At 46.4% G+C, this 25,441-nt stretch carries 21 protein-coding genes; 7 read left to right on the forward strand and 14 right to left on the reverse strand.

Going from position 1 to position 25,441, the window contains the following annotated elements; all coding sequences use genetic code 11:
* Window positions 1–15 precede the first annotated feature (15 nt).
* The 6 genes from ACTHTK_RS00235 to ACTHTK_RS00260 all read right to left on the reverse strand — a co-directional run bounded on the left by ACTHTK_RS00235 (window position 16) and on the right by ACTHTK_RS00260 (window position 4,775).
* Entirely contained in the window at window positions 16–540 is a 525-nt protein-coding gene (locus ACTHTK_RS00235) for a hypothetical protein (protein ID WP_107723196.1), read from the reverse strand.
* A gap of 9 nt (window positions 541–549) precedes the next feature.
* Window positions 550–1,809 carry a lipase gene (locus ACTHTK_RS00240; protein ID WP_107723197.1) on the reverse strand — a complete coding sequence of 420 codons (1,260 nt, stop codon included), beginning with the start codon at window positions 1,807–1,809 and terminating at the stop codon, window positions 550–552.
* The gene (locus ACTHTK_RS00245) at window positions 1,806–2,459 is read right to left on the reverse strand and encodes a hypothetical protein (RefSeq protein ID WP_107723198.1); all 654 of its coding nucleotides are present in this window, start codon (window positions 2,457–2,459) and stop codon (window positions 1,806–1,808) included. The genes ACTHTK_RS00240 and ACTHTK_RS00245 overlap by 4 nt, the downstream gene beginning before the upstream one ends.
* A 325-nt stretch (window positions 2,460–2,784) precedes the next feature.
* Complete coding sequence (lipA, locus tag ACTHTK_RS00250) at window positions 2,785–3,768, reverse strand: lipoyl synthase (RefSeq protein WP_003683323.1); 984 nt, start codon at window positions 3,766–3,768, stop codon at window positions 2,785–2,787.
* A 129-nt stretch (window positions 3,769–3,897) separates the two neighbouring features.
* Window positions 3,898–4,500 (reverse strand): lipoyl(octanoyl) transferase LipB, encoded by a 603-nt coding sequence (gene lipB / locus ACTHTK_RS00255; RefSeq protein ID WP_004519711.1) that lies wholly within the window; start codon window positions 4,498–4,500, stop codon window positions 3,898–3,900.
* A complete protein-coding gene (locus tag ACTHTK_RS00260; RefSeq protein WP_004519710.1) occupies window positions 4,500–4,775 on the reverse strand; it encodes an HP0495 family protein in 276 nt (91 codons plus the stop codon). Before ACTHTK_RS00260 ends, lipB begins: the two co-directional genes overlap by 1 nt.
* A gap of 213 nt (window positions 4,776–4,988) precedes the next feature.
* Here ACTHTK_RS00260 and lon point away from each other — a divergent pair, with 213 nt between their 5' ends.
* The 5 genes from lon to ACTHTK_RS00285 all read left to right on the forward strand — a co-directional run bounded on the left by lon (window position 4,989) and on the right by ACTHTK_RS00285 (window position 10,541).
* Window positions 4,989–7,448 (forward strand): endopeptidase La, encoded by a 2,460-nt coding sequence (gene lon, locus ACTHTK_RS00265; protein WP_070587696.1) that lies wholly within the window; start codon window positions 4,989–4,991, stop codon window positions 7,446–7,448.
* A gap of 185 nt (window positions 7,449–7,633) precedes the next feature.
* A complete protein-coding gene (locus tag ACTHTK_RS00270) occupies window positions 7,634–7,903 on the forward strand; it encodes an HU family DNA-binding protein (RefSeq protein ID WP_003683413.1) in 270 nt (89 codons plus the stop codon).
* A 347-nt stretch (window positions 7,904–8,250) separates the two neighbouring features.
* Window positions 8,251–8,520, forward strand: coding sequence for a FeoA family protein (locus ACTHTK_RS00275; protein WP_049344802.1), 270 nt, complete (start codon window positions 8,251–8,253; stop codon window positions 8,518–8,520).
* A gap of 27 nt (window positions 8,521–8,547) precedes the next feature.
* Window positions 8,548–10,416, forward strand: a complete 1,869-nt coding sequence (feoB, locus tag ACTHTK_RS00280; protein WP_049333813.1) for a ferrous iron transporter B — start codon at window positions 8,548–8,550, stop codon at window positions 10,414–10,416.
* Window positions 10,413–10,541 (forward strand): FeoB-associated Cys-rich membrane protein, encoded by a 129-nt coding sequence (locus ACTHTK_RS00285; RefSeq protein WP_003683546.1) that lies wholly within the window; start codon window positions 10,413–10,415, stop codon window positions 10,539–10,541. Before feoB ends, ACTHTK_RS00285 begins: the two co-directional genes overlap by 4 nt.
* Window positions 10,542–10,654: 113 nt before the next feature.
* On the opposite strand, the gene ACTHTK_RS00290 is transcribed toward ACTHTK_RS00285, so the two are convergent.
* The 8 genes from ACTHTK_RS00290 to yhbY all read right to left on the reverse strand — a co-directional run bounded on the left by ACTHTK_RS00290 (window position 10,655) and on the right by yhbY (window position 22,590).
* Window positions 10,655–11,308: a DUF1287 domain-containing protein gene (locus ACTHTK_RS00290; RefSeq protein ID WP_440366427.1), complete on the reverse strand. Its 654-nt coding sequence runs from the start codon at window positions 11,306–11,308 to the stop codon at window positions 10,655–10,657.
* A 224-nt stretch (window positions 11,309–11,532) separates the two neighbouring features.
* The gene (gene mpl, locus ACTHTK_RS00295) at window positions 11,533–12,909 is read right to left on the reverse strand and encodes a UDP-N-acetylmuramate:L-alanyl-gamma-D-glutamyl-meso-diaminopimelate ligase (RefSeq protein ID WP_440378212.1); all 1,377 of its coding nucleotides are present in this window, start codon (window positions 12,907–12,909) and stop codon (window positions 11,533–11,535) included.
* Between the two features lie 412 nt (window positions 12,910–13,321).
* Window positions 13,322–13,660 (reverse strand): P-II family nitrogen regulator, encoded by a 339-nt coding sequence (locus tag ACTHTK_RS00300; RefSeq protein ID WP_063069030.1) that lies wholly within the window; start codon window positions 13,658–13,660, stop codon window positions 13,322–13,324.
* Window positions 13,661–13,749: 89 nt separating this feature from the next.
* Window positions 13,750–15,534: a dihydrolipoyl dehydrogenase gene (lpdA, locus tag ACTHTK_RS00305; RefSeq protein WP_440378213.1), complete on the reverse strand. Its 1,785-nt coding sequence runs from the start codon at window positions 15,532–15,534 to the stop codon at window positions 13,750–13,752.
* A 77-nt stretch (window positions 15,535–15,611) separates the two neighbouring features.
* Entirely contained in the window at window positions 15,612–17,222 is a 1,611-nt protein-coding gene (gene aceF / locus ACTHTK_RS00310; RefSeq protein WP_107723202.1) for a dihydrolipoyllysine-residue acetyltransferase, read from the reverse strand.
* A gap of 148 nt (window positions 17,223–17,370) precedes the next feature.
* The gene (gene aceE, locus ACTHTK_RS00315; RefSeq protein WP_107723203.1) at window positions 17,371–20,034 is read right to left on the reverse strand and encodes a pyruvate dehydrogenase (acetyl-transferring), homodimeric type; all 2,664 of its coding nucleotides are present in this window, start codon (window positions 20,032–20,034) and stop codon (window positions 17,371–17,373) included.
* Window positions 20,035–20,650: 616 nt separating this feature from the next.
* A complete protein-coding gene (locus tag ACTHTK_RS00320) occupies window positions 20,651–22,078 on the reverse strand; it encodes a tetratricopeptide repeat protein (RefSeq protein WP_107723204.1) in 1,428 nt (475 codons plus the stop codon).
* A gap of 224 nt (window positions 22,079–22,302) precedes the next feature.
* Window positions 22,303–22,590, reverse strand: a complete 288-nt coding sequence (gene yhbY / locus ACTHTK_RS00325; RefSeq protein WP_107723205.1) for a ribosome assembly RNA-binding protein YhbY — start codon at window positions 22,588–22,590, stop codon at window positions 22,303–22,305.
* Window positions 22,591–22,701: 111 nt separating this feature from the next.
* Between yhbY and ACTHTK_RS00330 the strand changes: the two genes are divergently transcribed.
* Together ACTHTK_RS00330 and ftsH are read left to right on the forward strand one after the other, a co-directional pair.
* Window positions 22,702–23,322 (forward strand): RlmE family RNA methyltransferase, encoded by a 621-nt coding sequence (locus ACTHTK_RS00330; RefSeq protein ID WP_107723206.1) that lies wholly within the window; start codon window positions 22,702–22,704, stop codon window positions 23,320–23,322.
* A 70-nt stretch (window positions 23,323–23,392) separates the two neighbouring features.
* The gene (gene ftsH, locus ACTHTK_RS00335; protein ID WP_107723207.1) at window positions 23,393–25,354 is read left to right on the forward strand and encodes an ATP-dependent zinc metalloprotease FtsH; all 1,962 of its coding nucleotides are present in this window, start codon (window positions 23,393–23,395) and stop codon (window positions 25,352–25,354) included.
* The last annotated feature ends 87 nt before the right edge of the window (window positions 25,355–25,441 follow it).

The following is a 25,441-nucleotide window of genomic DNA, read 5'->3' on the forward strand; positions in this document are numbered from 1 at the left end:
TGCCCAGGCATAGACTTATTGATCCAATCGGATTGACTTACCTTTTATTCTGGTGCAAATACCTCCATCCTCTCCACATCGCATCAGTTTACCATTATCAATAGCTTTATTAATTTCCTCAACCCATTCTATACGTTTTATCTGGGTATTAGCCAGTTGAATAGAATAAACTATTGTACCTAAACATAATAGAGCAGTTAGGCAAAATAGAGTGATTGATGCTATTACCAAATATTTTAAATTTTTAGCTGATTGCTGCTGCTGTTTTTCAATTTCACGAGAATTTTCGAGCAACCATCTTCCACTTGTCTCCATCCTTTCGGTAAATTTATCTACTGACTGATTTAAACCACGATGTACTTCTTCTGCGGCTGTTTGCTTAATTGTATCTGCTGAGCGGTTCAAATCGGTAGTTGCTGTATTCAATTCTTGGAATGCTTGTGAAATTAATAGTTCAGCATTTTTTGCCCGCTTTTCTGTTTGCCCAGCTAAAGCAATAATATTATCAGTCAGATAATCAATTTTTTGGTCCAGATCCATATGCTTTCCTTAGCTTCGGGATATACCTGAAGCCCTTGATTGCTCTTCAGCCAATCTCATACTTTCCTGCTCCTGAAACATTTTTTCCGTATTTTGTTGTAAACCTCGATTAATGTTGGAAGCAAGTAGACTGTCTAGCGAATGTTGCATTGTTTTGTCGTCTGCTAATAATGCTGCAAAACCGTATTCACGGAATTCTTTAGAGGAAGCATTTGAAGCTAAAGGTTTGCTAAGATCAAGTTTATTTGCATCAGCATAAATAGTTTTATCGCTATGAGGATGTTTACCCTTATCTTGCATAAGATGCATTGACCGACTATCGAATATAGATTTTGGAGTAGGCGCACTATTAATAAACTCCTTAATCTTTTCCTGATCTCTATCAAATTTTTCTGTCATGTTACGTATGATTTTCATTTTTTCGAAAAGATTGGCATTCGCAAAACTGGCTGCAGCAAATAAAGTTTTTGCGGTAGCTACATCACCTCGATAGTCTGAAATCATAAATTTATTTGCTTCCGCTAGTTGGCGAGCACGAGTGTAATTATGTTCAGAAAGGATCGAATCTTTACCCACAAAATGATCAGATGAGTGAGCTTTATATGATCTTGCTGCTGCAGTCACCGCATGGTAAGCAGACGTATTGCTTTTATTGTTATAGCCAGATTTTTTTAATGGGGCAAGGTCGTCTTGTTCGGCTAGAATGATAACTTTGCCGTAATGCGGATTAGCAGAAGAGACGGCATCTGCGGCTTTAACGTAATTGATCACATCACCATTACCCTGTCGTACACCATGCATACGGACAGCGCCATATGCATTAAAGGTTACTCCTTCATGGCCAAAGCGGTATGTTTGAATTTGAACGTGTGTCCCACCGAGTGAGTGTCCGGTATGAGTAACAGAAGGTTTGGGTAGATATGGGTTTTTACTATGAAATTCTTCTGCTTTTGAAATAGCCATGCGTGTTAGTTTTTCTGCATCGGCTGATTGATTATTCATACTTCGGGTAACCATTTTTAAGTCTGTATACCCATCACTCAAATCCTTAAGACTGATCGCGGTTCCTCTATGGGCAGCGATAAAGTCATTGGTACGGACATCTTGATATACAGCACCATAATATCCAGTTTTCGGATTATTCCATACAGCAGCCACTTTATATTCATTACCTCCGATTCTAATAGTTTCATTTCCTTTGGTAACGGAGCGTGTGATATAAGCATCTACAGCCAAATCGGCATGTTGTTGTCTAGTAATTTTACTCATGGTTGAATTTCCTCCAGAGAGACAGTAATACTGAACATTTCTTTATGTTTTTCTGCATCATACAGTTCAGGTGACACTATGCCATAATGAACAGAATCAGTATAAAGAGTACCATCTTCTTTTTTTGAAAAGGGATATGTCCATTTCCAGTAATATTGTGTCAGTGTTTTTTTACTCAGTAGCTTTTCCAATATATCGCTAAAATTGAATCTAGTTTCTTCCGGTTTACCCGTTGCTGATAGTGAAAAACCAAATCCTTCAGGGTTCCAATGACAAACTCCGTCGCCAAAGTAGTCTTCATTTAAAACAGCATCTGCATATACAATGGATTCATATTCAAACTCATTGATTTGATGGATATCAAACTGTACATTTTTTTCAGGATGGGCGGGAGCTCCTTCAATTTTATTGATAATGTATGTACAATCCTCAGCTTTATAGCCAACACCCATCTTTCCCATGAGTTTTAAGGGGCCTGGAGCATCATTAATTTTAATTTTGAGGCGGTATGCCTGTTTAGGCTGAGGATTTAAATGAAATTTGGCTTCTGTCTCTTGTTGAATACTCATACTGTTCTCCGAATTACTACAAGCACTTATGCTGGAAATTGAAAGCAGGGTTGCAGTCAATAATACGGTCATCGGTTTCATTAGGTTGTCCTATTAGAATAGAGAGGATAGTCCGAAGACTGGTGCAGATGGCTTTTTATTTTACACGAATAAACTAGTGAATCAACATATTAATCATTTTGGACATTTCTTTATCGTTAGGAGAAGGCATTTTTAAGAAGCCTTTGATGGGAAATTATTGTTTTGTAGACACACTTGTTTATAATGATAGGTTCATCGAGTATAGATAAAATGCTGATACCTTGATAAAACAGCCTTTTCCTATCAATAGCCGGCACTCAAACAAAGTTTTGGGCTATTGATAGGAAAAGGCTGTTTTATCAAGGTATTAACTATTTACTACGTCTTAGTGGTGGCTACACCCGCCGTGGGTTTCACGCAAAGCTTCTGCTGCTTGCTCGTCTGCATGGTAGCTGGAGCGAACCATTGCGCCGATGGCGGCATTGGTAAAGCCCAATTCATATGCTTCTTTTTCAAAAACTTTGAATTGGTCGGGCGTTACATAGCGCAAGACGGGCAGGTGGCCGTCTGAAGGTTGCAGATATTGGCCGATGGTAATCATTTCGATATTGTTGGCACGCATATCGCGCATGATTTCGCGCACGTCCTCGTCTGTTTCGCCCAAGCCGACCATGATGCCGGATTTGGTCGGGATATGTGGCATCATTTCTTTGTAGCGGCGCAGAAGCTCGAGGGAGTGTTGGTAGTTGGCACCCGGACGGGCTTTTTTATACAGGCTTGGATGGGTTTCCAAGTTGTGGTTCATCACATCGGGCGGTGTTTCTGCCAAGATTTCCAGTGCGATGTCCAGACGGCCGCGGAAATCGGGAACAAGGATTTCGATTTTGGTATTCGGGCTGGTTTCGCGGATGGCTTTGATGCAGTCGGCGAAATGTTGTGCGCCGCCATCACGCAGGTCGTCACGGTCGACGGAAGTGATCACGACATAGCGCAGGTTCATGGACTTGACGGATTCGGCCAAGTGTTTAGGCTCGTCAGGATCCAACATGTTGGGGCGGCCATGGCCAACGTCACAGAATGGGCAGCGTCGGGTACAAATATCGCCCATAATCATGAATGTGGCCGTACCCTTGGTAAAGCATTCGCTGATATTTGGACAAGATGCTTCTTCGCACACGGTATGCATTTTTTGTTCGCGAAGAATGTTTTTGATTTCAAAGAATTTCTTGCCCGGTAATTTGGCGCGGATCCATTCGGGCTTTTTCAATTTTTGTTCCAATGGAACAACTTTAATCGGAATGCGTGCAGTTTTATCTGCGCCTTTCAGTTTGATGCCGCGTTTTGGGTCGTTTTTTACTTCTTCACTCATGGTGATGTGTTCTTTCTGTCGTTATAAAGGCCGTCTGAAAAGCTTATTGTAGTCTTTATGAACTAAGGGCTTGTGGGTTCAGAGGGGCAGTTAAAAGATGGTGTTGGGGTCGAATATTTTCAGACGGCCTTATGCCAGCTCTTTCTGTAAATGCTTGGTCAGTTTGTCTGAAACTTCTGCCAAGCCGGGTGCCGGAGAGACAAAGTCGGCAATTTGGGTCATTTCCATACCGGCATAACCGCAGGGGTTGATATGGGTAAACGGACTTAAATCCATGTTCACGTTAAGCGCCAAGCCGTGGTAAACGGAGCCGTCTTTGATACGCAGGCCCAGGGAAGCGATTTTACGCTCGCCGACATAAACGCCGGGACGTTTGGGGTCGGCGGCTGCTTCGATGCCGTATTCTGCCAAGGTGGCGATGATGCTGTTTTCAAGTGCGGAAACGATATGGCGCACACTGGTCTTACGGCGTTTGAAATTGATCATCGTATAAACGACCAATTGGCCAGGACCGTGGTAGGTAATTTGACCTCCTCTGTCAATTTGGACAACGGGAATATCGTCGCGGATGAGGAGGTGTTCGGGCTTACCGGCCAAGCCTTGAGTGAATACGGGCGGATGTTCGACCACCCATAATTCGTCTTCGGTATTTTCGTCACGCGAGGCATTAAATGCCTTCATGGCTTCGAAAGTCGGCAGGTAATCGACCAAGCCTTTGTGCACGATTTTCATTACAGCACCACTTTTACCAATTCGTGTGAAGTCAGGTCGCGGTAGATATTGTCGAGCTGCTCTTGATTTTCAACATTTACATGGACAGTCGCGCCGGTATAGTTGCCTTTGCTGCTTGGGCGCGTAGTAATGTGGTGCGGCTCGGTATCGGGAGCGTGTTTGCGCACGGTTTCCAAGATGGCGGATTCAAATTCCGGATGAACCACGCCCATGACTTTTACAGGAAAGGTGCAAGGGAATTCAATTAATGATTTTTTTTCGGTTGAGTCTGTCATGGTTTACTACCTTTTTTGGTTAGCCAGGGCCGTCTGAAAAGTTTTCAGACGGCCCAAAATCCGATATATTTTATCGTAAACGTCCATATCGGGCTATTAAAAATGATGTTTTAGAAAATAGGTGCGGATAAGCTGTTTTCAAGTCTTGAAATGGAGCGCTTCAGCCCAATTTTGAGCTACATTCTGATTTAACAATGATTGAGATTTCTAACTATGCCGACAAAAGACAAATATTTCGAGGAATACAGTGCGCTGGCTACCTTGCCTTTACGCGATGTCGTGGTGTATCCGCATATGGTATTGCCGCTGTTCGTCGGTCGTCCTAAATCGATTGCAGCCCTTGAGGCGGCAATGGCTAATGATGATCCGGTTTTCCTGTTGGCCCAGCTTGACCCTAATACAGAAGACCCTAAAGCTGAAGATTTGCACCAAACTGGTACGGTTGCCCAAGTTTTGCAGGTTTTGAAGCTGCCTGACGGCACCGTTAAAGTGTTGGTAGAAGGTATCCGTCGTGCGCGCGCATTGACGGTTGACGAAACAGGCGGACTGTTTTTATCCCATGTGGAGGCGATTGATGAAAACAGCGACAAGGACAATCCCGAAATTGAAGCCTTGCGCCGTACCTTGCTGACTCAATTTGAGCAATATGCGAAATTGAACAAAAAAATCCCTGCCGAAGTTATCAGTACCATCAGCAGTATCGATGACAACAGCCGTCTTGCCGATACTATTGCCGCGCATTTGCAGCTGAAATTAGAGCAGCGTCAATATGTACTGGAGACTGCCGGCATTGTTGACCGTTTGGAATTTCTGCTGGCGCAGTTGGAAGCCGAACTCGATATCATGCAGGTCGAGAAACGCATCCGTGGCCGTGTGAAACGTCAAATGGAAAAATCCCAACGTGAGTATTACTTGAATGAGCAAGTAAAAGCGATTCAGAAAGAATTGGGCGAAGAAGACGAGCGCGACGAGCTGGATGCGCTGGAAAACAAAATCAAAGAAGCAGGCATGAGCAAAGAGGCTGAAGAAAAATGTCTGTCTGAATTGAAAAAACTGAAAATGATGCCGCCGATGTCTGCGGAATCTACCGTCGTGCGCAACTACATCGATACTTTGCTTGAGTTGCCGTGGAAGAAAAAATCCCGTGTCAGCAAAGATATTGCCAAGGCTGATTTGATTTTGAATGCCGACCACTATGGTTTGGAAAAAGTTAAAGAGCGCATTTTGGAATATTTGGCCGTTCAAAAACGTATGGACAAGCTCAAAGGCCCGATTTTATGTCTGGTTGGCCCTCCGGGGGTGGGTAAAACTTCCTTGGGTGAGTCGATTGCCAAAGCCACAGGCCGTCAATATGTGCGTATGGCGTTGGGCGGCGTGCGTGATGAAAGCGAAATCCGCGGCCACCGCCGTACCTATATCGGCTCTATGCCGGGCAAAATCTTGCAAAATATGGCGAAAGCGGGTGTGAAAAACCCATTGTTCCTGCTTGATGAAATCGACAAGATGGGCAGCGATTTCCGTGGTGATCCTGCCAGTGCTTTGCTTGAGGTGCTGGATCCTGAGCAAAACAACAAGTTCGCTGACCATTATGCCGAAGTCGATTATGATTTGAGCGATGTGATGTTTATTGCCACTTCAAACAGCTTGAATATCCCGACTCCGCTGCTTGACCGTATGGAAATTATCCGTCTGTCCGGTTATACGGAAGATGAAAAAATCAATATTGCCATGCAATACCTTGTGCCGAAACAAATGAAGCGTAATGGTGTGAAAGAGGGTGAGCTGGTGGTTGATGAAAGTGCCGTGCGCGATATTATCCGTTACTACACCCGTGAGGCCGGTGTCCGCTCGTTGGATCGCGAAATTGCCAAAATCTGCCGCAAAGTGGTAATGCAGGTTACTTTGAATGAGGACAAGAAAAAAGCGTCCAAATCCAAAACAGTAAGCAAGGCCAAGCCTAAAGCGATTAAAGTTACTGAGAAAAATCTGCATGACTATCTGGGCGTGCGCCGTTTCGACTATGGTGTGGCCGAAAGCGAAAACCGCATCGGTCAGGTAACCGGTTTGGCTTGGACCGAAGTCGGTGGCGAGTTGTTGACTGTTGAGGCAGTAGCTTTGCCGGGCAAAGGTACGATTCAATGCACCGGCCAACTGGGCGATGTGATGAAAGAATCGGTATCGGCCGCATGGTCGGTTGTCCGTTCTCGTGCTGAATCAGTGGGTTTGGCTCCTGATTTTTACGAGAAGAAAGATATTCACGTCCATGTGCCTGAAGGTGCGACGCCAAAAGACGGTCCGAGCGCAGGTATCGCCATGACTTTGGCGATGGTTTCTGCCTTCACCAAAATTCCGGTGCGTGCAGACGTGGCGATGACCGGCGAAATCACTTTGCGTGGCGAAGTTTTGCCTATCGGCGGTTTGAAAGAAAAACTGCTGGCTGCTTTGCGCGGCGGGATCAAGCATGTATTGATTCCAAAAGACAACGTCAAAGATTTGGAAGAAATCCCTGAAAATGTCAAAACCGGTCTGACCATTCATCCGGTCAAATGGATTGATGAAGTGTTGGCTTTGGGCTTGGAAACTCAGCCTGAGCAATGGGCGGCTGAATTGGCGGTTGCCGAGACCCCGCAAACTTCTAAGACGAAGTCAAGAACAAAAGCAACCAAGCATTAAGTTGGCCGTCTGATGTTGCAAAAAATGTGGTTTTGCCCTGAATGCCACAAAAATAGGGCAATTCCACATCTTTTACTTGACATGATAATTTGAGAATTGCTATAAAGTGCGTATGTGCTTTAAAAGTGCTTAAGCCCCGAGTATTCGGGCATTTCATCATTTTTTACGATAGGAAGGGACTAATTGTGAACAAGTCTGAATTGATCGAAGCAATTGCTCAAGAAGCCGGCATTTCCAAATCTGCTGCGCAAAAAGCTTTGGATGCTACTACTAATGCCGTAACCAACGCGTTGAAAAACGGCGACACTGTTACTCTGGTCGGTTTCGGTACTTTCTACGTCGGCGAGCGTGCCGAACGTCAAGGCCGCAACCCTAAAACTGGCGAGCCTTTGACTATTGCTGCCGCTAAAACTCCTAAATTCCGTGCCGGTAAAGCATTGAAAGACGCTCTGTAATTTAGAGTCTTTCCCTGAATGGGAATAAAAAACCGATTTGATTCGGTTTTTTATTTTGAAGGCCGTCTGAAAGTTTTCAGACGGCCTTTAGTTTGTTGAGTGCATAAAAAGGCTGAAATTCTAATGATAAAAGGATTTCAGCCTTTTTAGTTTATCTTGTTACATTTGATTTTTATATTGATATACCTTATCATTAACGGAAACACAGTATTCAAAACAAACCGCACTTATCGAAAGAAGGGGCAAATAGCCATTCATAACCAATCTTTCAAATGTGCCACACATTCGTCAGCACTTCTCACATTTCTAATAATCTGATTTTTTAAAACAAATGAAAAGAGAGGCTTATGTCTACCATTCCTTTGTCGCGCCTGAAAAAAGGCGCAGTCGTACATATTGATTCCATCGTTTCCAATCCTGTTTTTGGTGATTTGGATACCTTGGTAACCCGTCGCCTTGCAGATTTGGGTTTTTCCAGCGGAATGCCGTTGCAAGTGATTGCAGTGGGTGGTTTTGGGAGAGGCCCGTTTGCGGTACGTTTGGGTAACCAATCTCAATTTTCCCTGCGTTTGGAAGAGGCCGGGAAGATTATGTGTCGTATCGTTGAGGCCGTTTAAGGCCGTCTGAAAGAATAAGGAAAAATGATGGAACTAAGCTATTTTGCCTTGATTGGCGCGCCAAACTGCGGCAAAACCGTTTTGTTTAACGGTTTGACCGGCTCACATGCCAAGGTTGCCAATTATCCGGGCGTAACTGTCGATAAGCGCGAGGGCGCCTTCCTCGACGACGAGGCCGTCCGCATTATCGACCTGCCGGGCACATACAGCCTACGCACGACCAGCCCCGACGAAGCGGTGGCGAAAGATGTAATGGTAGGCAAGATGGGCATTCCGCCCGATGCCATTATTGCCGTTGCCGACGCGACCAACCTGCGTATGACCCTGCGCATGATTTTGGAACTGAAAACGCTGGGACTGCCTATGGTGGTGTCGCTGAATTTGAGCGACGTGGCCCGCAAAAGGGGCTTGAATATCGACGCGGCCAAACTGAGCGAGTTGTTGGATGCACCTGTTTTGGAAACAGTTGCAGTGAGCGCGTCGGGCGTACAGGCTGTACGCGAAGCCGTGGCGAAGCTGCCGCGCAAACGCTCTTTCCCCGCAAACCCCACCTCTGCCGAACGCACGCTCGATGCGCTGGATAGCGACAAACTTTATCAAGAAGTCGAATCGATTTTGGCACAAGTGGTACGCACCCAGATGACGCTGCCCGCATGGCACAAAAAACTCGACGACATCGTGCTGCACCCCGTCTGGGGCATGATTATGCTGCTGGTGATCCTGTTTATGGTGTTCCAAGCGGTATACACTTGGGCAGCACCGATTATGGACGCCATTGAAGGCGGTTTTACCGCACTGGGAGAATGGATAGGCGCGAACATGGAACCGGGCATCCTCAACGATTTGCTGGTCAACGGCGTCATTGCCGGTTTGGGCAGCGTGTTGGTGTTCCTGCCTCAGATTACGATTTTGTTTGCCTTTATCCTGCTATTGGAAGACTCAGGCTATCTGCCGCGTGCAGCCTTCCTGCTGGATAACATCATGGCAAAAAGCGGTTTGTCCGGCCGTTCGTTTATTCCCCTTTTGTCCAGCTTTGCCTGTGCCGTTCCTGCCGTGATGTCGGCGCGTACCATTAACGACCCGCGCGAACGCCTTGTTACCATCGCGGTTGCGCCGTTGCTGACTTGTTCCGCACGTTTGCCAGTGTATGCGCTGATTATCGCCGCTGTTATTCCTGACCGTACAGTGGGTGGGATTTTCAACCTGCAAGGCCTGACATTGTTTATTCTTTATATCGTAGGCATTCTGTCGGCCGCATTGGCAGCGTATATCATGAAACGCTTGGCGCGGATGAAAGGCAATGTGCAACAATTCCCACTTTTGATGGAATTGCCGACTTTCCGTACGCCTAACTTCAAACACATCATGACCAGCTTGTGGGATAGGGTAAAAGCCTTCCTGAAACGCGCGGGTACCATCATTTTTGCGTTGGCCGTGGTTCTGTGGGGCTTGGTAAGCTGGCCGCAACCGCCTGAAGGCGCAACCGGTGCCGCCATCGATTACAGCTTGGCAGGTACGCTTGGTCATGCTATTCAGCCGTTTTTTGCACCTTTAGGCTTTACTTGGGAAATGTGTATCGCCATGATTCCGGGTATTGCCGCGCGCGAAGTGGTCGTTGCCGCTTTGGGTACTGTTTACGCCGTCAGCGCATCGTCTGAAGATGCAGTACAAAACGCACTGATTCCTATCATACACAACAACTGGGGCTTGCCGACTGCCTTTGCCTTCTTGGCTTGGTATGTGTATGCTCCGATGTGTGCCGCAACTTTGGCCGTAATTAAACGCGAAACCAAATCCACGAAAAATATGCTTATGATTACAGGCTATTTGTTCCTGATGGCTTATTTTGCCGCATTCGTGGTTTACCAAATTTCTTCAAGGATACTATCGTCATGACTCAATATATTATCGTCGGCTTGATTATGCTCGCCTGCGTATTCTTCCTTTTGCGAAAATTCGTGTTCAAACCGAAAAAACGCGACTGCAGCAGCGGCTGCGGCAAATGCGGCGGTTGCGGTTAAATAAAGAGGGTTAGGTAAGTAAAAGGCCATCTGAAACTGTTTCAGACGGCCTTTTTTATTGCTCTATGGCTTTTCAGATGCAAAACTAGGTATTTAGAGCTTAGCACCAGGATTTATTGAACGGGAAGTCTGAAATGTCCGGTAATGGTGTAGCGGTAGAGGACATCGTCTTCACGGGTTCCTGAACCGATATTATGGATAATCAGGGGCCTGTCTCCGATTTTTCGATCGGAGACGATACCGATATGGGGACGGTTGCCTTTCAGTTCCCAAGTTACAATATCGCCAGCTTGATAGTTTGTATCTTGAACTGCCCAGCCTTGACGCGTGAAATAAGTCATTAGGTTAGGTACGCGGCGGTGGTCAATATTGGTATCAGGTTGTTTCAAACCCCAGCGTTTCGGATAGACGGAAAAGTTGCGGCTCATGTCTTGATGAACAAGATCTTGCAAATCTATATTTTGGTCGCGCAAGGCACGGATAATGACGTCTGTGCAAACGCCTTTTGATATCGGCACATCTCCCATCGGATAAGTGAGCTTCGTGTAAGCTGGGTCGTAACGAAGGGTTTTGCCGATTTGGTTGCGCGCAGATTGTACGATTTGCGGTGATGGTCCTTTGGGTTCGGTAATTTTTTGTTGTAGGAAATCGGTATTAATACTTAGGATAGAATTGTGATGACGAGCAAAAAATACAACTGTTGTAATCAGAAGGATAGAAAGCGCAATACTGAGAACTATGGGCTTAAAGGCTATTTTGTGTTTCATGATATATGCACGGCTTAGATGTTGTCTGCATTATTATCAGATTTTTGAGTGGGTTGGCAATGCATAATGGAAAAATGGTCTTGAGCAAGTATGTACGGGTAAATAATAGATGAGTGTTATTTGGGTATTACCAAAACATTTTTCGTAAATATAGATTTTAAATTGGTACATGATAAAAGGCCGTCTGAAAACTTTTCAGACGGCCTTAGTTATTGGGGAAGGCATTATTTCAATGCTTCTAACAGCTTTCCGTGTATTCCGCCGAAACCGCCGTTGCTCATGACCAAAATATGATCGCCTGCTTCGGCATTTTTCACGATTTCGGCAACAAAGGCATCGAAGTCTTTGCCGACGTGCAGCTTGCTGCCTAAAGGCGCGAGGGCTTCGGCAACATCCCAGTCCACGCCGCCGGCGTAGCAGAATACTTGGTCTGCATCATTTAAACTTGCGGGTAGAGCGGCTTTCATGGTGCCGAGTTTCATGGTGTTGGAACGCGGCTCGAGGACGGCGAGGATGCGTGCGTTACCGACGCGCTGGCGCAGACCTTCGATAGTGGTTTCGATGGCGGTCGGGTGGTGGGCAAAGTCATCGTAAACAGTGATGCCGTTTACCGTGCCTTTGATTTCCATACGGCGTTTGACGTTTTTAAATGCACTTAAAGCTTCGCAGGCCGTCTGAATATCGACGCCGGCATGACGTGCAGCGGAGATAACGGCGAGGGCGTTCATACGGTTGTGTTCGCCCATCAGTTCCCACGCGACGTGTCCGACTGTTTCGCCGTGATGGCGTACGTCGAACGAGCCGTCGGCATGGACGGTACCAACCTGCCAGCCTTGTTCGGTACCAAATTTTTCTACGGGCGTCCAGCAGCCTTTATCCAGAGTATCTTGCAGGCTTTGCTGCTGGCCGTTGCAGACGATTAAGCCTTCAGACGGCACGGTGCGTACCAAATGATGGAATTGGGTTTGAATGGCGCCCAAATCGGCAAAAATGTCGGCGTGGTCGAATTCTAAATTGTTCAAAATGGCGGTACGCGGACGGTAGTGTACGAATTTGGAGCGTTTGTCGAAAAAGGCAGTATCGTATTCATCGGCTTCGATAACGAAAAACGGCGATTTGCTGTTCGGGTCTTGGTGCGGAGTTTGCGGCAGACGGGCGGAAACGCTGAAGTTTTCCGGTACGCCGCCAATTAGGAAGCCCGGCGCGAGTCCGGCATATTCTAAGACCCAGGCCAGCATGGAGGCTGTGGTCGTTTTGCCGTGTGTTCCGGCTACGCCGAGTACCCAGTGCTGGTGCAATACGTTTTCAGCCAGCCATTGCGGGCCGGAAGTATAAGGCAGGCCTTTGTTCAAAATGGCTTCAATCACATCCATGCCGCGTTTGGCAACATTACCGATAACGTAAATATCGGCTTTAAATTTGTCCAATTGAGCGGCATCAAAACCTTCGTGTACGTCTATGCCCAAGGCTTCAAGCTGGGTACTCATCGGCGGATACATCTTTGCGTCGCAACCGCTGACTTTAAAACCTGCTTCTTTGGCAATAGCCGCTACGCCGCCCATAAATGTGCCGCCGATACCGATAATGTGGATGTGTTTCATGATAAGACTGTCTTTGGATAAATTAATTTTAAAGCCGTCATTATAACGGAGTTTGGATAAAGAAAGGGGTCGTCTGAAAAGTTAGACAACAATAAGAATAGGAAACAAATACGAGGAATTTGATTTTAAAAGGAGGGCATTGAGGTTTTGCAAGTATGGGATTGGGGTTAGCCCTGCTTTGGAAAGAGTTATTTGATACGGTAAAGTTGTTCACGAAGGTCAGGTGAAGCATTGCCTTGAATTCCTCCATACTTGATGGCGTGAGGTTTTCGGTAACTGGTTTATTTGGATAGACTTTAGAAAATGGATGGTTGTTGTTATTAAAATAATGCCGTCTGAGAAATAAGTCTTGATTAAAACAAGTCATGACTTTTTTCAGACGGCATTTATATCCTGTGTTTTACGATTTCTATTAAAGTGCTGCTTCTGAGCGTTCTCCGGTACGAATACGGATGGCTTCTTCAACCGGATAAATAAAGATTTTACCGTCACCGATTTTGCCGGAATGCGCGGTTTCTAAAATGGCATCCACAGCCTGATCGACTTTATCGTCAGCCAATACTAATTCGATTTTTACTTTAGGCAGAAAATCGACTGCGTATTCCGCGCCGCGATAAATTTCCGTATGGCCTTTTTGGCGGCCGAAACCTTTGACTTCGCTGACAGTCATGCCGGTAATGCCGATTTCGGTCAAGACTTCGCGCACATCGTCGAGTTTGAAAGGTTTGATAATGGCTTCGATTTTTTTCATATTAATTCTCCTTATTTGAGAAAAGGCCGTCTGAAACATTCAGACGGCCTTTGTTCCATCAAGTTCGTTCAAATTTTATTTGAGTGAACTTATTTCTTTTTCTGAGCAGGTAGGTCGGTACATACGCCTAATGCCACTTCCGCAGCCATACCGATGGATTCGCCCAGGGTTGGGTGTGGGTGGATGGTTTTACCGATATCGGCTGCATCACAGCCCATTTCAATCGCCAAGCAGACTTCGCCGATCATATCGCCGCCGTTAGGACCAACGATACCGCCGCCGATGATGCGGCCGGTTTCAGCATCAAAAATCAGCTTGGTGAAACCATTGTCGCAACCGTTGGCAATCGCACGGCCGGAAGCAGCCCATGGGAAGTTGGCTTTGGTAATTTTGCGGCCGGAAGCTTTGGCAGACAACTCGGTTTCGCCAACCCATGCCACTTCAGGAGAAGTGTAGGCAACGCCCGGAATAACGCGTGCGTCGAAGTAGGCTTTGTGGCCGGCACAGTTTTCAGCGGCAACGTGGCCTTCGTGAACGGCTTTGTGTGCCAGCATAGGCTGACCGACGATATCGCCGATAGCGTAGATGTGCGGCACGTTGGTACGCATTTGTTTGTCGACTTCGATAAAGCCGCGGTCGGTTACGGCAACGCCTGCTTTTTCAGCGCTGATCAGTTTGCCGTTAGGCGCACGACCGGCGGCAACCAGTACGGCATCGTAACGTTGTGGCTCTTTAGGCGCATTTGCACCTTCGAAGGTAACGTAAACACCGTCTTCTTTAGGCTCGACAGCAACAGTTTTGGTGTTGATCATGATGTTGTCAAAACGGTATTCGTTTTGTTTTTGCCATACTTTAACCAAGTCGCGGTCTGCGCCTTGCATCAGGCCGTCCATCATTTCAACGACGTCGAGGCGAGAACCCAGCGTGCTGTAAACCGTACCCATTTCGAGACCGATAATCCCGCCGCCGATGATCAACAGTTTGCCTGGTACTTCTTTCAGAGCCAGTGCACCGCTGGAATCGATGATGCGTGGATCTTCAGGAATGAAAGGTAGTTTGGTTACGCGGCTACCTGCTGCAATGATACAGTTTTTGAAGGCAACGATTTTTTTCTCGCCGGTAGGAGTCGCTTGCTCGTACACGTCGCCAGTAGTTAGCGACACTTCCAAGTGGTGAGGATCCAAGAATTGGCCATCACCTTGGATAACGTCCACTTTACGGCCTTTCGCCATACCGGCCAAGCCGGTGGTCAGGCGGGAAACCACGCCGTCTTTGTAGCCACGCAGCATGTCGATATCGAGTTCAGGCTCAGGGTATTTGATACCGTTGGCAGCCAAGTGACGTACTTCATCGATAACGGCAGCGTTGTGCAACAGGGCTTTGGAAGGGATACAGCCGACGTTCAAGCAAACGCCGCCCAAAGTTTTGTAACGTTCAACGATGGCAACTTTCAAGCCTTCGTCAGCAGCGGCAAATGCAGCAGAATAACCGCCAGGGCCGCCACCCAATACAACTACGTCGTATTCGGCATCGGCAGAACCGCCAAATTGAGCAGCTTGAGGAGCAGGAGGGGCTGCTTTAGGTGCTTCTTGTACAGGAGCGGCAGGCGCTTCGGCTTTAGGGGCAGCAGCTGCACCTTCGGCCTCAACGACAACAATCAAACCGCCTTCAGAGATTTTGTCGCCCACTTTAACTTTTACTTCTTTGACTACGCCTGCAACTTCGGCAGGTACGTCCATAGTGGCTTTATCGGTTTCCAAAGTAATCAGGGTATCGTCCACAGCAATGGTATCGCCCACATTTACTTCAACCGCAATAATATCTACATTTTCGTGACCGCCAATGTCGGGCACTTTCAATTCAACTAAGCTCATGTCTAATCTTTCTGAATGATGTTCGGACTTCTTTTTTCAGACGGCCTTTCTATATAGGCCGTCTGAAAATGCTCGGATTACAGGGTAATGCGGCGGAAGTCTTTCAACAGGTTAGCCAGGAATACGGTGAAGCGCATACCGGCGGCACCGTCGATGACACGGTGGTCAAAGGACAGGCTCAACGGGCACATCAGGCGAGGAGCAAATTCTTTGCCGTTCCAAACCGGTTTGATTTGGGATTTGCACACGCCCAAGATAGCAACTTCAGGAGCATTCACGATTGGTGTGAAACCTGTACCGCCGATACCGCCCAAGCTGGAAATAGTAAAGCATGCGCCTTGCATTTCTTGTGGTTTGAGCTTGCCTTCGCGGGCTTTTTTAGACAATTCGGTCAGCTCTTGGCTGATTTGTTTCAAGCCTTTTTGATCTACGTCTTTGATTACTGGAACAACCAAGCCGTTTGGCGTGTCTGCTGCGAAACCGATGTTGAAGTAGTTTTTCAGCACCAAGTTGTCGCCATCCAAAGAGGCATTGAATTCAGGGAAGGCTTTCAGCGCAGCAACAGAGGCTTTAATGATGAACGCCAATGGGGACAATTTCACGCCTTCACGTTCCCATTCTTTGTTCAGTTGTTTGCGGAATTCTTCCAATTCGGTCATGTCCGCTTCTTCGTGTACGGTAACGTGAGGAATCACAACCCAGTTGCGAGACAGGTTTTGACCGGAGATTTTCTTAATGCGAGACAGTTCTTTAACTTCGACGCTGCCGAATTTAGAGAAGTCAACTTTAGGCCATGGCAACAAGTCCAGACCACCGCCCAAAGAGGCAGCGGCAGGTTTGCCTACACCGCTTTGCATAACGGATTTAACGAAGGCTTTAACGTCTTCGCCCATGATACGGCCTTTCAGACCGGTACCTTTGACTTGACCCAGATCTACGCCCAATTCGCGTGCCAGTTTGCGTGCGGAAGGACCGGCATGAGCTTTGGCAAATGCAGCTTCGTCGATTTTGGCAGCTGCAGGTGCAGAAGGTGCAGGTGCAGCGGCTGGTGCGAGAGCGGCAGCAGGAGCTGGAGCAGCGGCTGGTGCAGATGCGGCAGCTTGAGCGACAGGAGCAGCTGCGGCGGAACCGGCGGTTTCTACTTCGATAATGGCAGAACCTTCAGATACTTTGTCGCCAACTTTTACAAATACGGCTTTAACCACACCGGCTTCTGTACATGGTACGTCCATAGTGGCTTTGTCGGTTTCCAAAGTAATCAGGGTGTCATCAACGGCAACAGTGTCGCCAACTTTAATTTCAACGGCAATAACGTCTACGTCAGAGTGACCGCCGATATCAGGTACAACAACTTTTACAGTTGCACCGCCTGCAGGGGCTGCGGCAGGCGCAGCAGCTGGAGCAGCAGGAGCTTCTGCTGCAGGGGCAGGAGCGGCATCAGTAGCGGCAGCACTGGTTTCAACGGTCAGAATAACGCCGCCTTCAGAGATTTTATCGCCAACTTTAACTTTAACTTCTTTCACGACGCCGGCTGCATCAGCAGGTACATCCATAGTGGCTTTGTCGGTTTCCAATGTAATCAGGGTGTCGTCAACGGCAATAGTGTCGCCTACTTTGACTTCTACGGCGATGATGTCGACGTTTTCATGACCGCCGATATCAGGGACTTTGATTTCTACGATACTCATTTGAGTTCCTTTAATATTTTCAGTTTGATGCCGTCTGAAAACTGTTTCACACGGCATCGGTACAGTTTGTCTGTTCAAACCTTTCAAGCATTCGGTTTTCAGACGGCCTAATGTTGGCATGAAGCAAACAGGCCGTCTGAAACATCAATTAGCGTTTCCAGCTAGGAGCTGCATCGGCTTTGATACCATATTTTTCAATGGCTTGTTGAACGGTTTCTTTGCTGACTTTGCCCTGTTCGGCCAGAGCGCTCAATGCAGCAACGGCAACGTTGTAGCGGTCAACTTCGAAGAAGCTACGAAGGTTGGCACGGCTGTCGGAACGACCGAAGCCATCGGTACCCAAGACGTGGTAGTCGTTAGGGATGTAGGCGCGGATACGGTCGGCATAGCTGCGGATGTAGTCGGTAGCGGCAATAACCGGACCGTCATGACCTTGAAGTTGAGAAGTAACAAACGGTACTTTTGCAGTTTCCAAAGGATTCAGGCGGTTGAAACGTTCTGCTTCGATAGCGTCGCGATGCAACAGGTTGAAAGATGGGCAAGACCAAATGTCTGCTTCTACGCCGAAGTCGGCTTTCAACAATTCGGCACCGGCAATTACTTCTTGCAGGATGGTACCGGAACCCATCAATTGGACTTTTTTATCGCCTTTGCCGCCGGCTTTCAGCAAGTACATACCTTTCAGGATGTCTTGTTCTACGCCTTCAGGCATGTCCGGATGGGTGTAGTTTTCATTCATCAGGGTGATGTAGTAGAACACATCTTCGTGGTTAACATACATGCGGCGCAAGCCATCGTGTACGATAACGGCTACTTCATATTGGAATGTCGGATCGTAAGTTACACAGTTTGGAATCAAGTCTGCTTGAATGTGGCTGTGGCCGTCTTCGTGTTGCAAACCTTCGCCATTCAGTGTTGTACGGCCGGCTGTACCACCCAGCAGAAAACCGCGTGCATGCATATCGCCTGCTGCCCATGCCAAGTCACCAACGCGTTGGAAGCCAAACATAGAGTAGTAGATGTAGAAAGGAATCATGGCAAAGTCGTTGTTTGCGTAGCTGGTCGCAGCAGCAATCCAGTCAGCCATGGCACCTGGTTCGTTAATACCTTCTTGCAAGATTTGACCGTCAACAGACTCTTTATAGAACATCAGTTGGTCTTTATCTTGAGGAGTGTATTGTTGGCCTTTAGGGTTCCAAATACCGTATTGACGGAACATACCTTCCATACCGAACGTACGGCTTTCATCTGGAACGATAGGCACCACGCGTTTGCCGATTTTTTTGTCTTTCAGCAAAGTAGACAGGATGCGGACGAAAGCCATGGTGGTTGAGAATTCACGGTCACCGCTGGATTTCAGTTGAGTCTCAAATGCTGACAACTCAGGCACTTCCAGAACTTCTTGGGTAGGTTTGCGTTGAGGCAGGTAGCCACCCAAAGCTTCACGGCGTGCATGCAGGTATTTGTATTCTTCGCTGTCGGGAGCAAAAGTCAGGTAAGGCAGGTTGCCACTGTCGATTTGCTCGTCGGTAACAGGAATGTCAAAGCGATCACGGAATTGTTTCAGAGAAGCTTTGTCCATTTTCTTGGCTTGGTGGGCAACGTTTTGACCTTCGCCGGATGCGCCCATGCCGTAACCTTTAATGGTTTTAGCCAAAATGACAGTAGGTTTGCCGTCAGCGTGGTTCACTGCGCGGTCGTAAGCGTTGTACACTTTTTGAGGATCATGGCCGCCGCGGTTCAATGCCCAAATTTGTTCATCAGTCATATCGGCGACCAATGCTTTCAGTTCAGGCGTATTGAAGAAGTGTTCGCGAACGTATGCACCGTCTTTGGATTTGTAAGTTTGGTAGTCACCGTCCAAGCACTCTTCCATACGTTTGCGCAGGATGCCATCTTTGTCTTTTGCCAAGAGGCGGTCCCAACGACGACCCCAGATGACTTTCACAACATTCCAGCCGGCGCCGGCAAAGTTGCCTTCCAGCTCTTGAATGATTTTGCCGTTACCGCGTACTGGACCGTCCAAACGTTGCAGGTTACAGTTGATGACGAATACCAGGTTATCCAAGCCTTCGCGTGAAGCCAGAGCAATAGCACCTTGGCTTTCAGGTTCATCCATTTCGCCGTCGCCACAGAATACCCATACTTTACGGCCTTTGGTTTTAGCCAGGCCGCGAGATTCCAAGTATTTCAGGAAACGGGCTTGGTAAATCGCCATCAATGGGCCAAGACCCATAGATACGGTTGGGAATTGCCAGAAGTCAGGCAACAGGTGAGGGTGAGGATAGGAAGGCAGACCATGACCGGCAACTTCTTGACGGAAGTTGTTCAATTGGTCTTCAGTCAGACGGCCTTCAACGAAAGCGCGTGCGTAGATACCAGGGGCAACGTGGCCTTGGAAGAATACCAAATCGCCTTCTTCGCCTTCACCTTTAGCTTTCCAGAAGTGGTTGAAGCCGACTTCGTACATAGTGGCGGCTGATTGGAAAGATGCAATGTGTCCACCCAATTCCAAATCTTTTTTACCTGCGCGCAAAACGATAGCGGCAGCGTTCCAACGAACGAATGCACGGATACGGTGTTCGATGTTTTGGTCGCCGGGGATGCCTTTTTCGTCTTCAACGGAAACGGTGTTCAAGTATGGAGTAGTGGTGCCATGAGGCATACGGATGCCTTTGTCACGGCTGTATTTGACCAAACTTTCCAGCAGATACTGGGCGCGTTCGCTGCCTTCATATTCTAAAACAGAGCTTAACGCGTCTAACCATTCTTTGGTTTCAATTGGGTCAACATCGTGTAATTGGGTGGACATAATATCTATCCTTGTGTTGAGTGTTTTTCAATGACGGAGTATTACTCCGATATTTTCGTTTGTGAATAAATACGGCTTATAAACGAAAATTCCAAGAGTCAAATTCGAAAAAATTTTAATTATTTAAATATTTTCAATACGTTATATGAGGCAATGAAAATTCTGAAAAATTAAAATTTTTTGCAAACTGGCTAACCTGCAAATGCTATCAGTAATTGGGCAAACTGGCAAATCGCGCTGTTGATATTAATAGGAGGGTAGAGGTTGAATTGATAATTTTTAAAAGTGCCCTTATGATGGTTTTAAAATTAGAATATTAAACAGACACGGTAAAAGTCTCTGTTGTTTGGATGAAAAAAATCAAATACGAAAATTAATTTTCAAAATTTGTCTAAAATCGAAAATTAAATTTAAACTTTGAGTTTGAAAAAGAAAATTCAGACCGTGTTATTTTTTACAAGCGAATGGGCCGTCTGAAGATTTTGGAAGAGGTTAAGAAAGAGTGAAATTTTAAGAGGACGATGATTGAGGAAGGGAAAATTAAAAAATGACATGCACAGGCTGGTTGAATAGCTGGCATGTCATTTGTTAGTAGTCTGAGAATTTCAGACGGCCTTTAAACTGCAGAGGATTTTTGAGCAAATTGCTTCCATTGAGCTAAAAGCTCTTTGAGAACATCTTGCTGCTCATGTCCATGTTGGATGGCTTCTTGCAGCCAAAAACATGCATTATTGATGTCTTTCTCTACACCCAGGCCGTGGTAATACAGACAGGCAAGATTATATTGAGCCATTGTATCCCTTTGTTTGGCTGCTGCCTCAAACCATTTCGCCGCTTGGGCATAATCGACAGGTACACCTTGTCCGCTGTAATACATCATGCCAAGATTGGTTTGTGATTTACTGTGTCCTCGTTCTGCAGACTGAAGGTATAGCTCCAGTGCTTCAGCATAATTTTGTTGGCGTTTTAAGCCATAGTGCGCTGCAAATGCCAGCTTGTAAAGACGTTCAGCTTCCTGACGTTGGAGGGCGATTTCTTTCGTCAGCTGATAGTTTTGCTGGTTATTCAATGCGCTGTCAGACAGAAGTTTTTGGTAAGCGACAAGATTACCTAAATCAGCCGAGCGTTGATAATATTGACGCGCGGTGTCTGCATCAACTGCTCGTCCCAATCCGTAGCGATGGATATCGCCTAAAAGACGCAATCCTTCCGGGTCATTTTGATCTGCAGCCAATTTAGCATGCTGATAGGCCTTTTGAGGGTCTCGTTCGGTGTTTTTACCCAGAAGATAGATTTCGGCAAGTGCTACATGCGCATTGCTGTCACCTTGTTCGGCAGCTTTTTCAAACCATTCCAATGCTTCAGCAGGATTTGATACGGCTAAGAGTTCTGCAAGAGAAGTTTGCGCTGGAACAATGTCGTAATCAGCGGCAATACGCAAATGTTCGATTGCTTTTTCAGGGTTTTGTGCAACACCTTGCCCCAATTTGTATTGAAGGCCGAGTTGCCAGTGTGCCGCAATAAATCCCTGTGCAGCGGATTGCTGATAAAGTTTATGGGAATATTCCAAATCAGGAGAGCTGGAATATTGGTAATGCTGGGCTAAGAAGTATTGTGCCTGAGGATTTTGTTGTTCGGCAGCTTTCAGTGCCCATTTGACTGCTTCTTGGTCATTGCCATTGTCTGCATATAAACGCATCAGGCGCAGTTGGGCAGGAGCCAATCCTTCTTCGGCAAGCTCTTGATAGGCTGCGATGAGCTTTTCTACTTCTATTCCATTATTTTCTTGTAATTGGAGAAGATTATAGCGGGCGTATGGATGACCAGCTCTTGCAGCTTGCTTTAAATATTCAACTGCAATTGCCAAATCTTGTGCATTTTCGTGGTGTTCGATCAGGCATCCTGCCAGCTGAAATGCAGCCTCAACATGCCCGGCTTCTGCTGCTTCGCAGAGCAATGGGATGGCCCGTGCAAAGTCAGGTGGGTCTTGAGTGATTAATTTTTCTGCCAGAAGAAAAGATTCTTCATATTGTTGAGCATTCATCGGTTTGCTTTTATATTTTGTGAAGGATTAAGAATAAAATAATCGGCCGACAGGGTGCGGCCGTTATGATTTTGTAATTTTGAGGTTATTTACAAAAACAGGCAACCGTATTTGTATTTTTATACTTAGAATAATGGAATAATTTGTCTTATGCTGCATAAATACAACAGAGGCATGTGATAAAGTGGGTTGAGAAAATACTTCTGCTGTTTATTCACTTTAAATTATTTATCGTCCGGTTTTTTACGCCACAAAACAAGTAATTTGCCAATATGTTGCACCAGTTGAGCACCCAGTGTTTCACACAGGGTATTGCAAATTTCAATACGTTCTGCACGGTCATCGCCAAAAACACGGACTTTAATCAATTCGTGTGCTGTCAATGCGGCGTCGGTTTCTTTAATGACGGAGTCGGTCAAACCTTGTTGGCCAACAATAACAACGGGATGAAGGTGGTGTGCTTGGGCTTTCAATGCCAAAATTTCTTTGGTGCTTAATTTGTTGTCGCTCATATTAATAAGTATCCAATTAAAAAGAATAATGGCTATATTGTACGCGATTTAGAACATTTACGGGGGAAATAACGTACAATGCTGATTTTAACTTAAGCATTTCAAATCAAGATGGCTGTACGCTCAAAATCTTCAAAAGCATGGCTGCATGAGCACGTCAACGATCATTATGTCCATATGGCACAAAAGGACGGATATCGTGCCAGAGCGGCTTATAAATTATTGGAAATCAATCAAAAAGATAAATTAATCAAGCCAGGTACGGTTTTGGCGGATTTGGGTAGCGCGCCGGGAAGTTGGTCACAGGTAGCGGCCAAGCTGGTCGGTAAAACAGGGGCAGTGTTCGCTTTGGATATTTTACCGATGGATGCGATTGATGGTGTGTCGTTTATCCAGGGCGACTTTAGGGAAGATGCTGTTTTGGAGCAGTTTGAAGCCTTATTGGATAATCGTCCGTTAGACCTTGTAATCTGCGATATGGCACCCAATATGTCAGGCAATGCCGTAACAGACCAGGCACGCAGTTTTTATTTGTGTGAACTGGCTTTAGATTTTGCCTCCCAACATTTGAAAACCGGAGGCAGTTTTTTAGTGAAGGTGTTTCAAGGTGCGGGTTATCAGGAGTATACGGCGGCTATGCGCGAAATTTTTGCCAGTGTACAAACTCGAAAGCCGGATGCTTCCCGCAATCGTTCCAGTGAGATTTACCTATTAGGTAAAAATAAACGCTGACAATGTAGGGTGGGTGCTTTAAAATTCTTTCCCTTGATTTTATTTATTTTGTAACCATGGAGCCTGTTCAGTGGGGAATACCATTAAAAACATATTAGTCTGGGTAGTGGGTGGTGCTATGCTTTTAGCAGCATTCAATGCGCTCAGCGATAAGCAGGAAGATAAACAGCAAATCGAATATTCTCAATTTATTCAGCAAGTTAATAGTGGCGAAGTATCCAATGTCAATATTGAAGGATCTGTTGTCAGCGGCTATCTGATTAAAGGTGAGCGCACCGATAAAACTGCCTTCTATACCAATGCGCCTTTGGATGACAACTTGGTTAAAACACTGTTGGACAACAAAGTACGCGTCAAAGTGACTCCGGAAGAAAAACCAAGCATGCTGGCCAGTCTGTTTTACAGCCTGCTGCCTGTTTTGTTGTTGATTGGTGCATGGTTCTACTTCATGCGCATGCAAAGCGGCGGTGGCGGTAAAGGCGGCGCATTCTCTTTTGGTAAGAGCCGTGCACGTTTGTTGGACAAAGATTCCAATAAAGTGACTTTTGCTGATGTTGCCGGTTGTGATGAGGCAAAAGAAGAAGTACAAGAAATCGTGGATTACCTGAAATCGCCTAACCGTTACCAAAGCCTGGGTGGTCGCGTACCGCGCGGTATTTTGTTGGCCGGTAGCCCTGGTACAGGTAAAACATTACTGGCCAAAGCGATTGCTGGTGAGGCCGGTGTGCCATTCTTCAGTATTTCAGGTTCTGACTTCGTAGAAATGTTTGTCGGTGTCGGCGCGAGCCGTGTCCGCGATATGTTCGAGCAGGCCAAGAAAAACGCGCCATGTATCATCTTTATCGATGAAATTGATGCTGTCGGCCGTCAGCGCGGTGCCGGTTTGGGCGGTGGCAATGATGAGCGTGAGCAAACATTAAACCAATTATTGGTTGAAATGGATGGTTTTGAAAGTAATCAAACCGTTATTGTGATTGCAGCAACCAACCGCCCTGATGTACTTGACCCTGCGTTGCAGCGTCCGGGCCGTTTTGACCGTCAAGTCGTTGTTCCATTGCCTGATATCCGTGGCCGTGAGCAAATCTTGAAAGTACACGCTAAAAAAGTACCTTTGGATGCATCCGTAGATTTAACTTCTTTAGCTCGCGGTACACCTGGTTTTTCAGGTGCGGATTTGGCAAACTTGGTCAATGAAGCAGCTTTGTTTGCCGGTCGTCGTAATAAAGTTAAAGTCGATCAAAGCGACTTTGAAGATGCTAAAGACAAAATCTACATGGGTCCGGAGCGTCGCAGTATGGTAATGCACGAAGATGAAAAACGTGCGACAGCCTATCATGAGGCCGGTCATGCAATCGTAGCGGAAAGCCTGCCGTTTACCGATCCGGTTCACAAGGTAACCATTATGCCTCGTGGCCGTGCATTGGGTTTGACTTGGCAACTGCCTGAGCGTGACCGCATCAGTATGTACAAAGACCAAATGCTGAGCCAGCTCTCAATCTTGTTTGGTGGCCGTATTGCTGAAGATATTTTTATTGGCCGTATTTCTACCGGCGCATCTAACGACTTCGAGCGTGCAACTCAAATGGCACGCGAGATGGTAACGCGTTATGGTATGAGCGACAAAATGGGTGTGATGGTTTATGCTGAGAACGAAGGTGAGGTATTCTTGGGTCGCAGCGTAACCCGTTCTCAAAATATTTCCGAGAAAACCCAACAAGATATCGATGCGGAAATCCGCCGTATTTTGGATGAGCAATACCAAGTGGCTTACAAAATCTTGGATGAAAATCGCGATAAGATGGAAACCATGTGCAAGGCACTGATGGATTGGGAAACCATCGATCGAGACCAAGTTTTGGAAATTATGGCCGGTAAACAGCCTAGTCCACCTAAGGATTACAGCCACAATGTCCGCGATGACAAAGTAGAAGAGCCTGAAGCACCTGTTGCTGAAGCTGTTGAACCTGTTGAGCAAAATGAGGTTCAGAATACTGAGTCAGTAGAAGCAGACAAAACAGATAAATCTGTATAAGGCTTGAAACAGAAAACGGTAGCTTTTAAGCTACCGTTTTTATTTTGAAGATAAGCTAAAGGTCTCAGGCCGTCTGAAAATTTTCAG

The organism is Neisseria sp. P0006.S009, assembly GCF_051962915.1.
GTDB classification, from domain to species: domain Bacteria; phylum Pseudomonadota; class Gammaproteobacteria; order Burkholderiales; family Neisseriaceae; genus Neisseria; species Neisseria subflava_E.

Bases quoted from the DNA above. Each gene is read 5' to 3' on its own strand.
- ACTHTK_RS00235 (WP_107723196.1), bottom strand. From the start codon at position 540: ATGGATCTGGACCAAAAAATTGATTATCTGACTGATAATATTATTGCT.
- ACTHTK_RS00240 (WP_107723197.1), bottom strand. From the start codon at position 1,809: ATGAGTAAAATTACTAGACAACAACATGCCGATTTGGCTGTAGATGCT.
- ACTHTK_RS00245 (WP_107723198.1), bottom strand. From the start codon at position 2,459: ATGAAACCGATGACCGTATTATTGACTGCAACCCTGCTTTCAATTTCC.
- lipA (WP_003683323.1), bottom strand. From the start codon at position 3,768: ATGAGTGAAGAAGTAAAAAACGACCCAAAACGCGGCATCAAACTGAAA.
- lipB (WP_004519711.1), bottom strand. From the start codon at position 4,500: ATGAAAATCGTGCACAAAGGCTTGGTCGATTACCTGCCGACTTTCGAA.
- ACTHTK_RS00260 (WP_004519710.1), bottom strand. From the start codon at position 4,775: ATGACAGACTCAACCGAAAAAAAATCATTAATTGAATTCCCTTGCACC.
- lon (WP_070587696.1), top strand. From the start codon at position 4,989: ATGCCGACAAAAGACAAATATTTCGAGGAATACAGTGCGCTGGCTACC.
- ACTHTK_RS00275 (WP_049344802.1), top strand. From the start codon at position 8,251: ATGTCTACCATTCCTTTGTCGCGCCTGAAAAAAGGCGCAGTCGTACAT.
- feoB (WP_049333813.1), top strand. From the start codon at position 8,548: ATGGAACTAAGCTATTTTGCCTTGATTGGCGCGCCAAACTGCGGCAAA.
- ACTHTK_RS00285 (WP_003683546.1), top strand. From the start codon at position 10,413: ATGACTCAATATATTATCGTCGGCTTGATTATGCTCGCCTGCGTATTC.
- ACTHTK_RS00290 (WP_440366427.1), bottom strand. From the start codon at position 11,308: ATGAAACACAAAATAGCCTTTAAGCCCATAGTTCTCAGTATTGCGCTT.
- mpl (WP_440378212.1), bottom strand. From the start codon at position 12,909: ATGAAACACATCCACATTATCGGTATCGGCGGCACATTTATGGGCGGC.
- ACTHTK_RS00300 (WP_063069030.1), bottom strand. From the start codon at position 13,660: ATGAAAAAAATCGAAGCCATTATCAAACCTTTCAAACTCGACGATGTG.
- lpdA (WP_440378213.1), bottom strand. From the start codon at position 15,534: ATGAGCTTAGTTGAATTGAAAGTGCCCGACATTGGCGGTCACGAAAAT.
- aceF (WP_107723202.1), bottom strand. From the start codon at position 17,222: ATGAGTATCGTAGAAATCAAAGTCCCTGATATCGGCGGTCATGAAAAC.
- aceE (WP_107723203.1), bottom strand. From the start codon at position 20,034: ATGTCCACCCAATTACACGATGTTGACCCAATTGAAACCAAAGAATGG.
- ACTHTK_RS00320 (WP_107723204.1), bottom strand. From the start codon at position 22,078: ATGAATGCTCAACAATATGAAGAATCTTTTCTTCTGGCAGAAAAATTA.
- yhbY (WP_107723205.1), bottom strand. From the start codon at position 22,590: ATGAGCGACAACAAATTAAGCACCAAAGAAATTTTGGCATTGAAAGCC.
- ACTHTK_RS00330 (WP_107723206.1), top strand. From the start codon at position 22,702: ATGGCTGTACGCTCAAAATCTTCAAAAGCATGGCTGCATGAGCACGTC.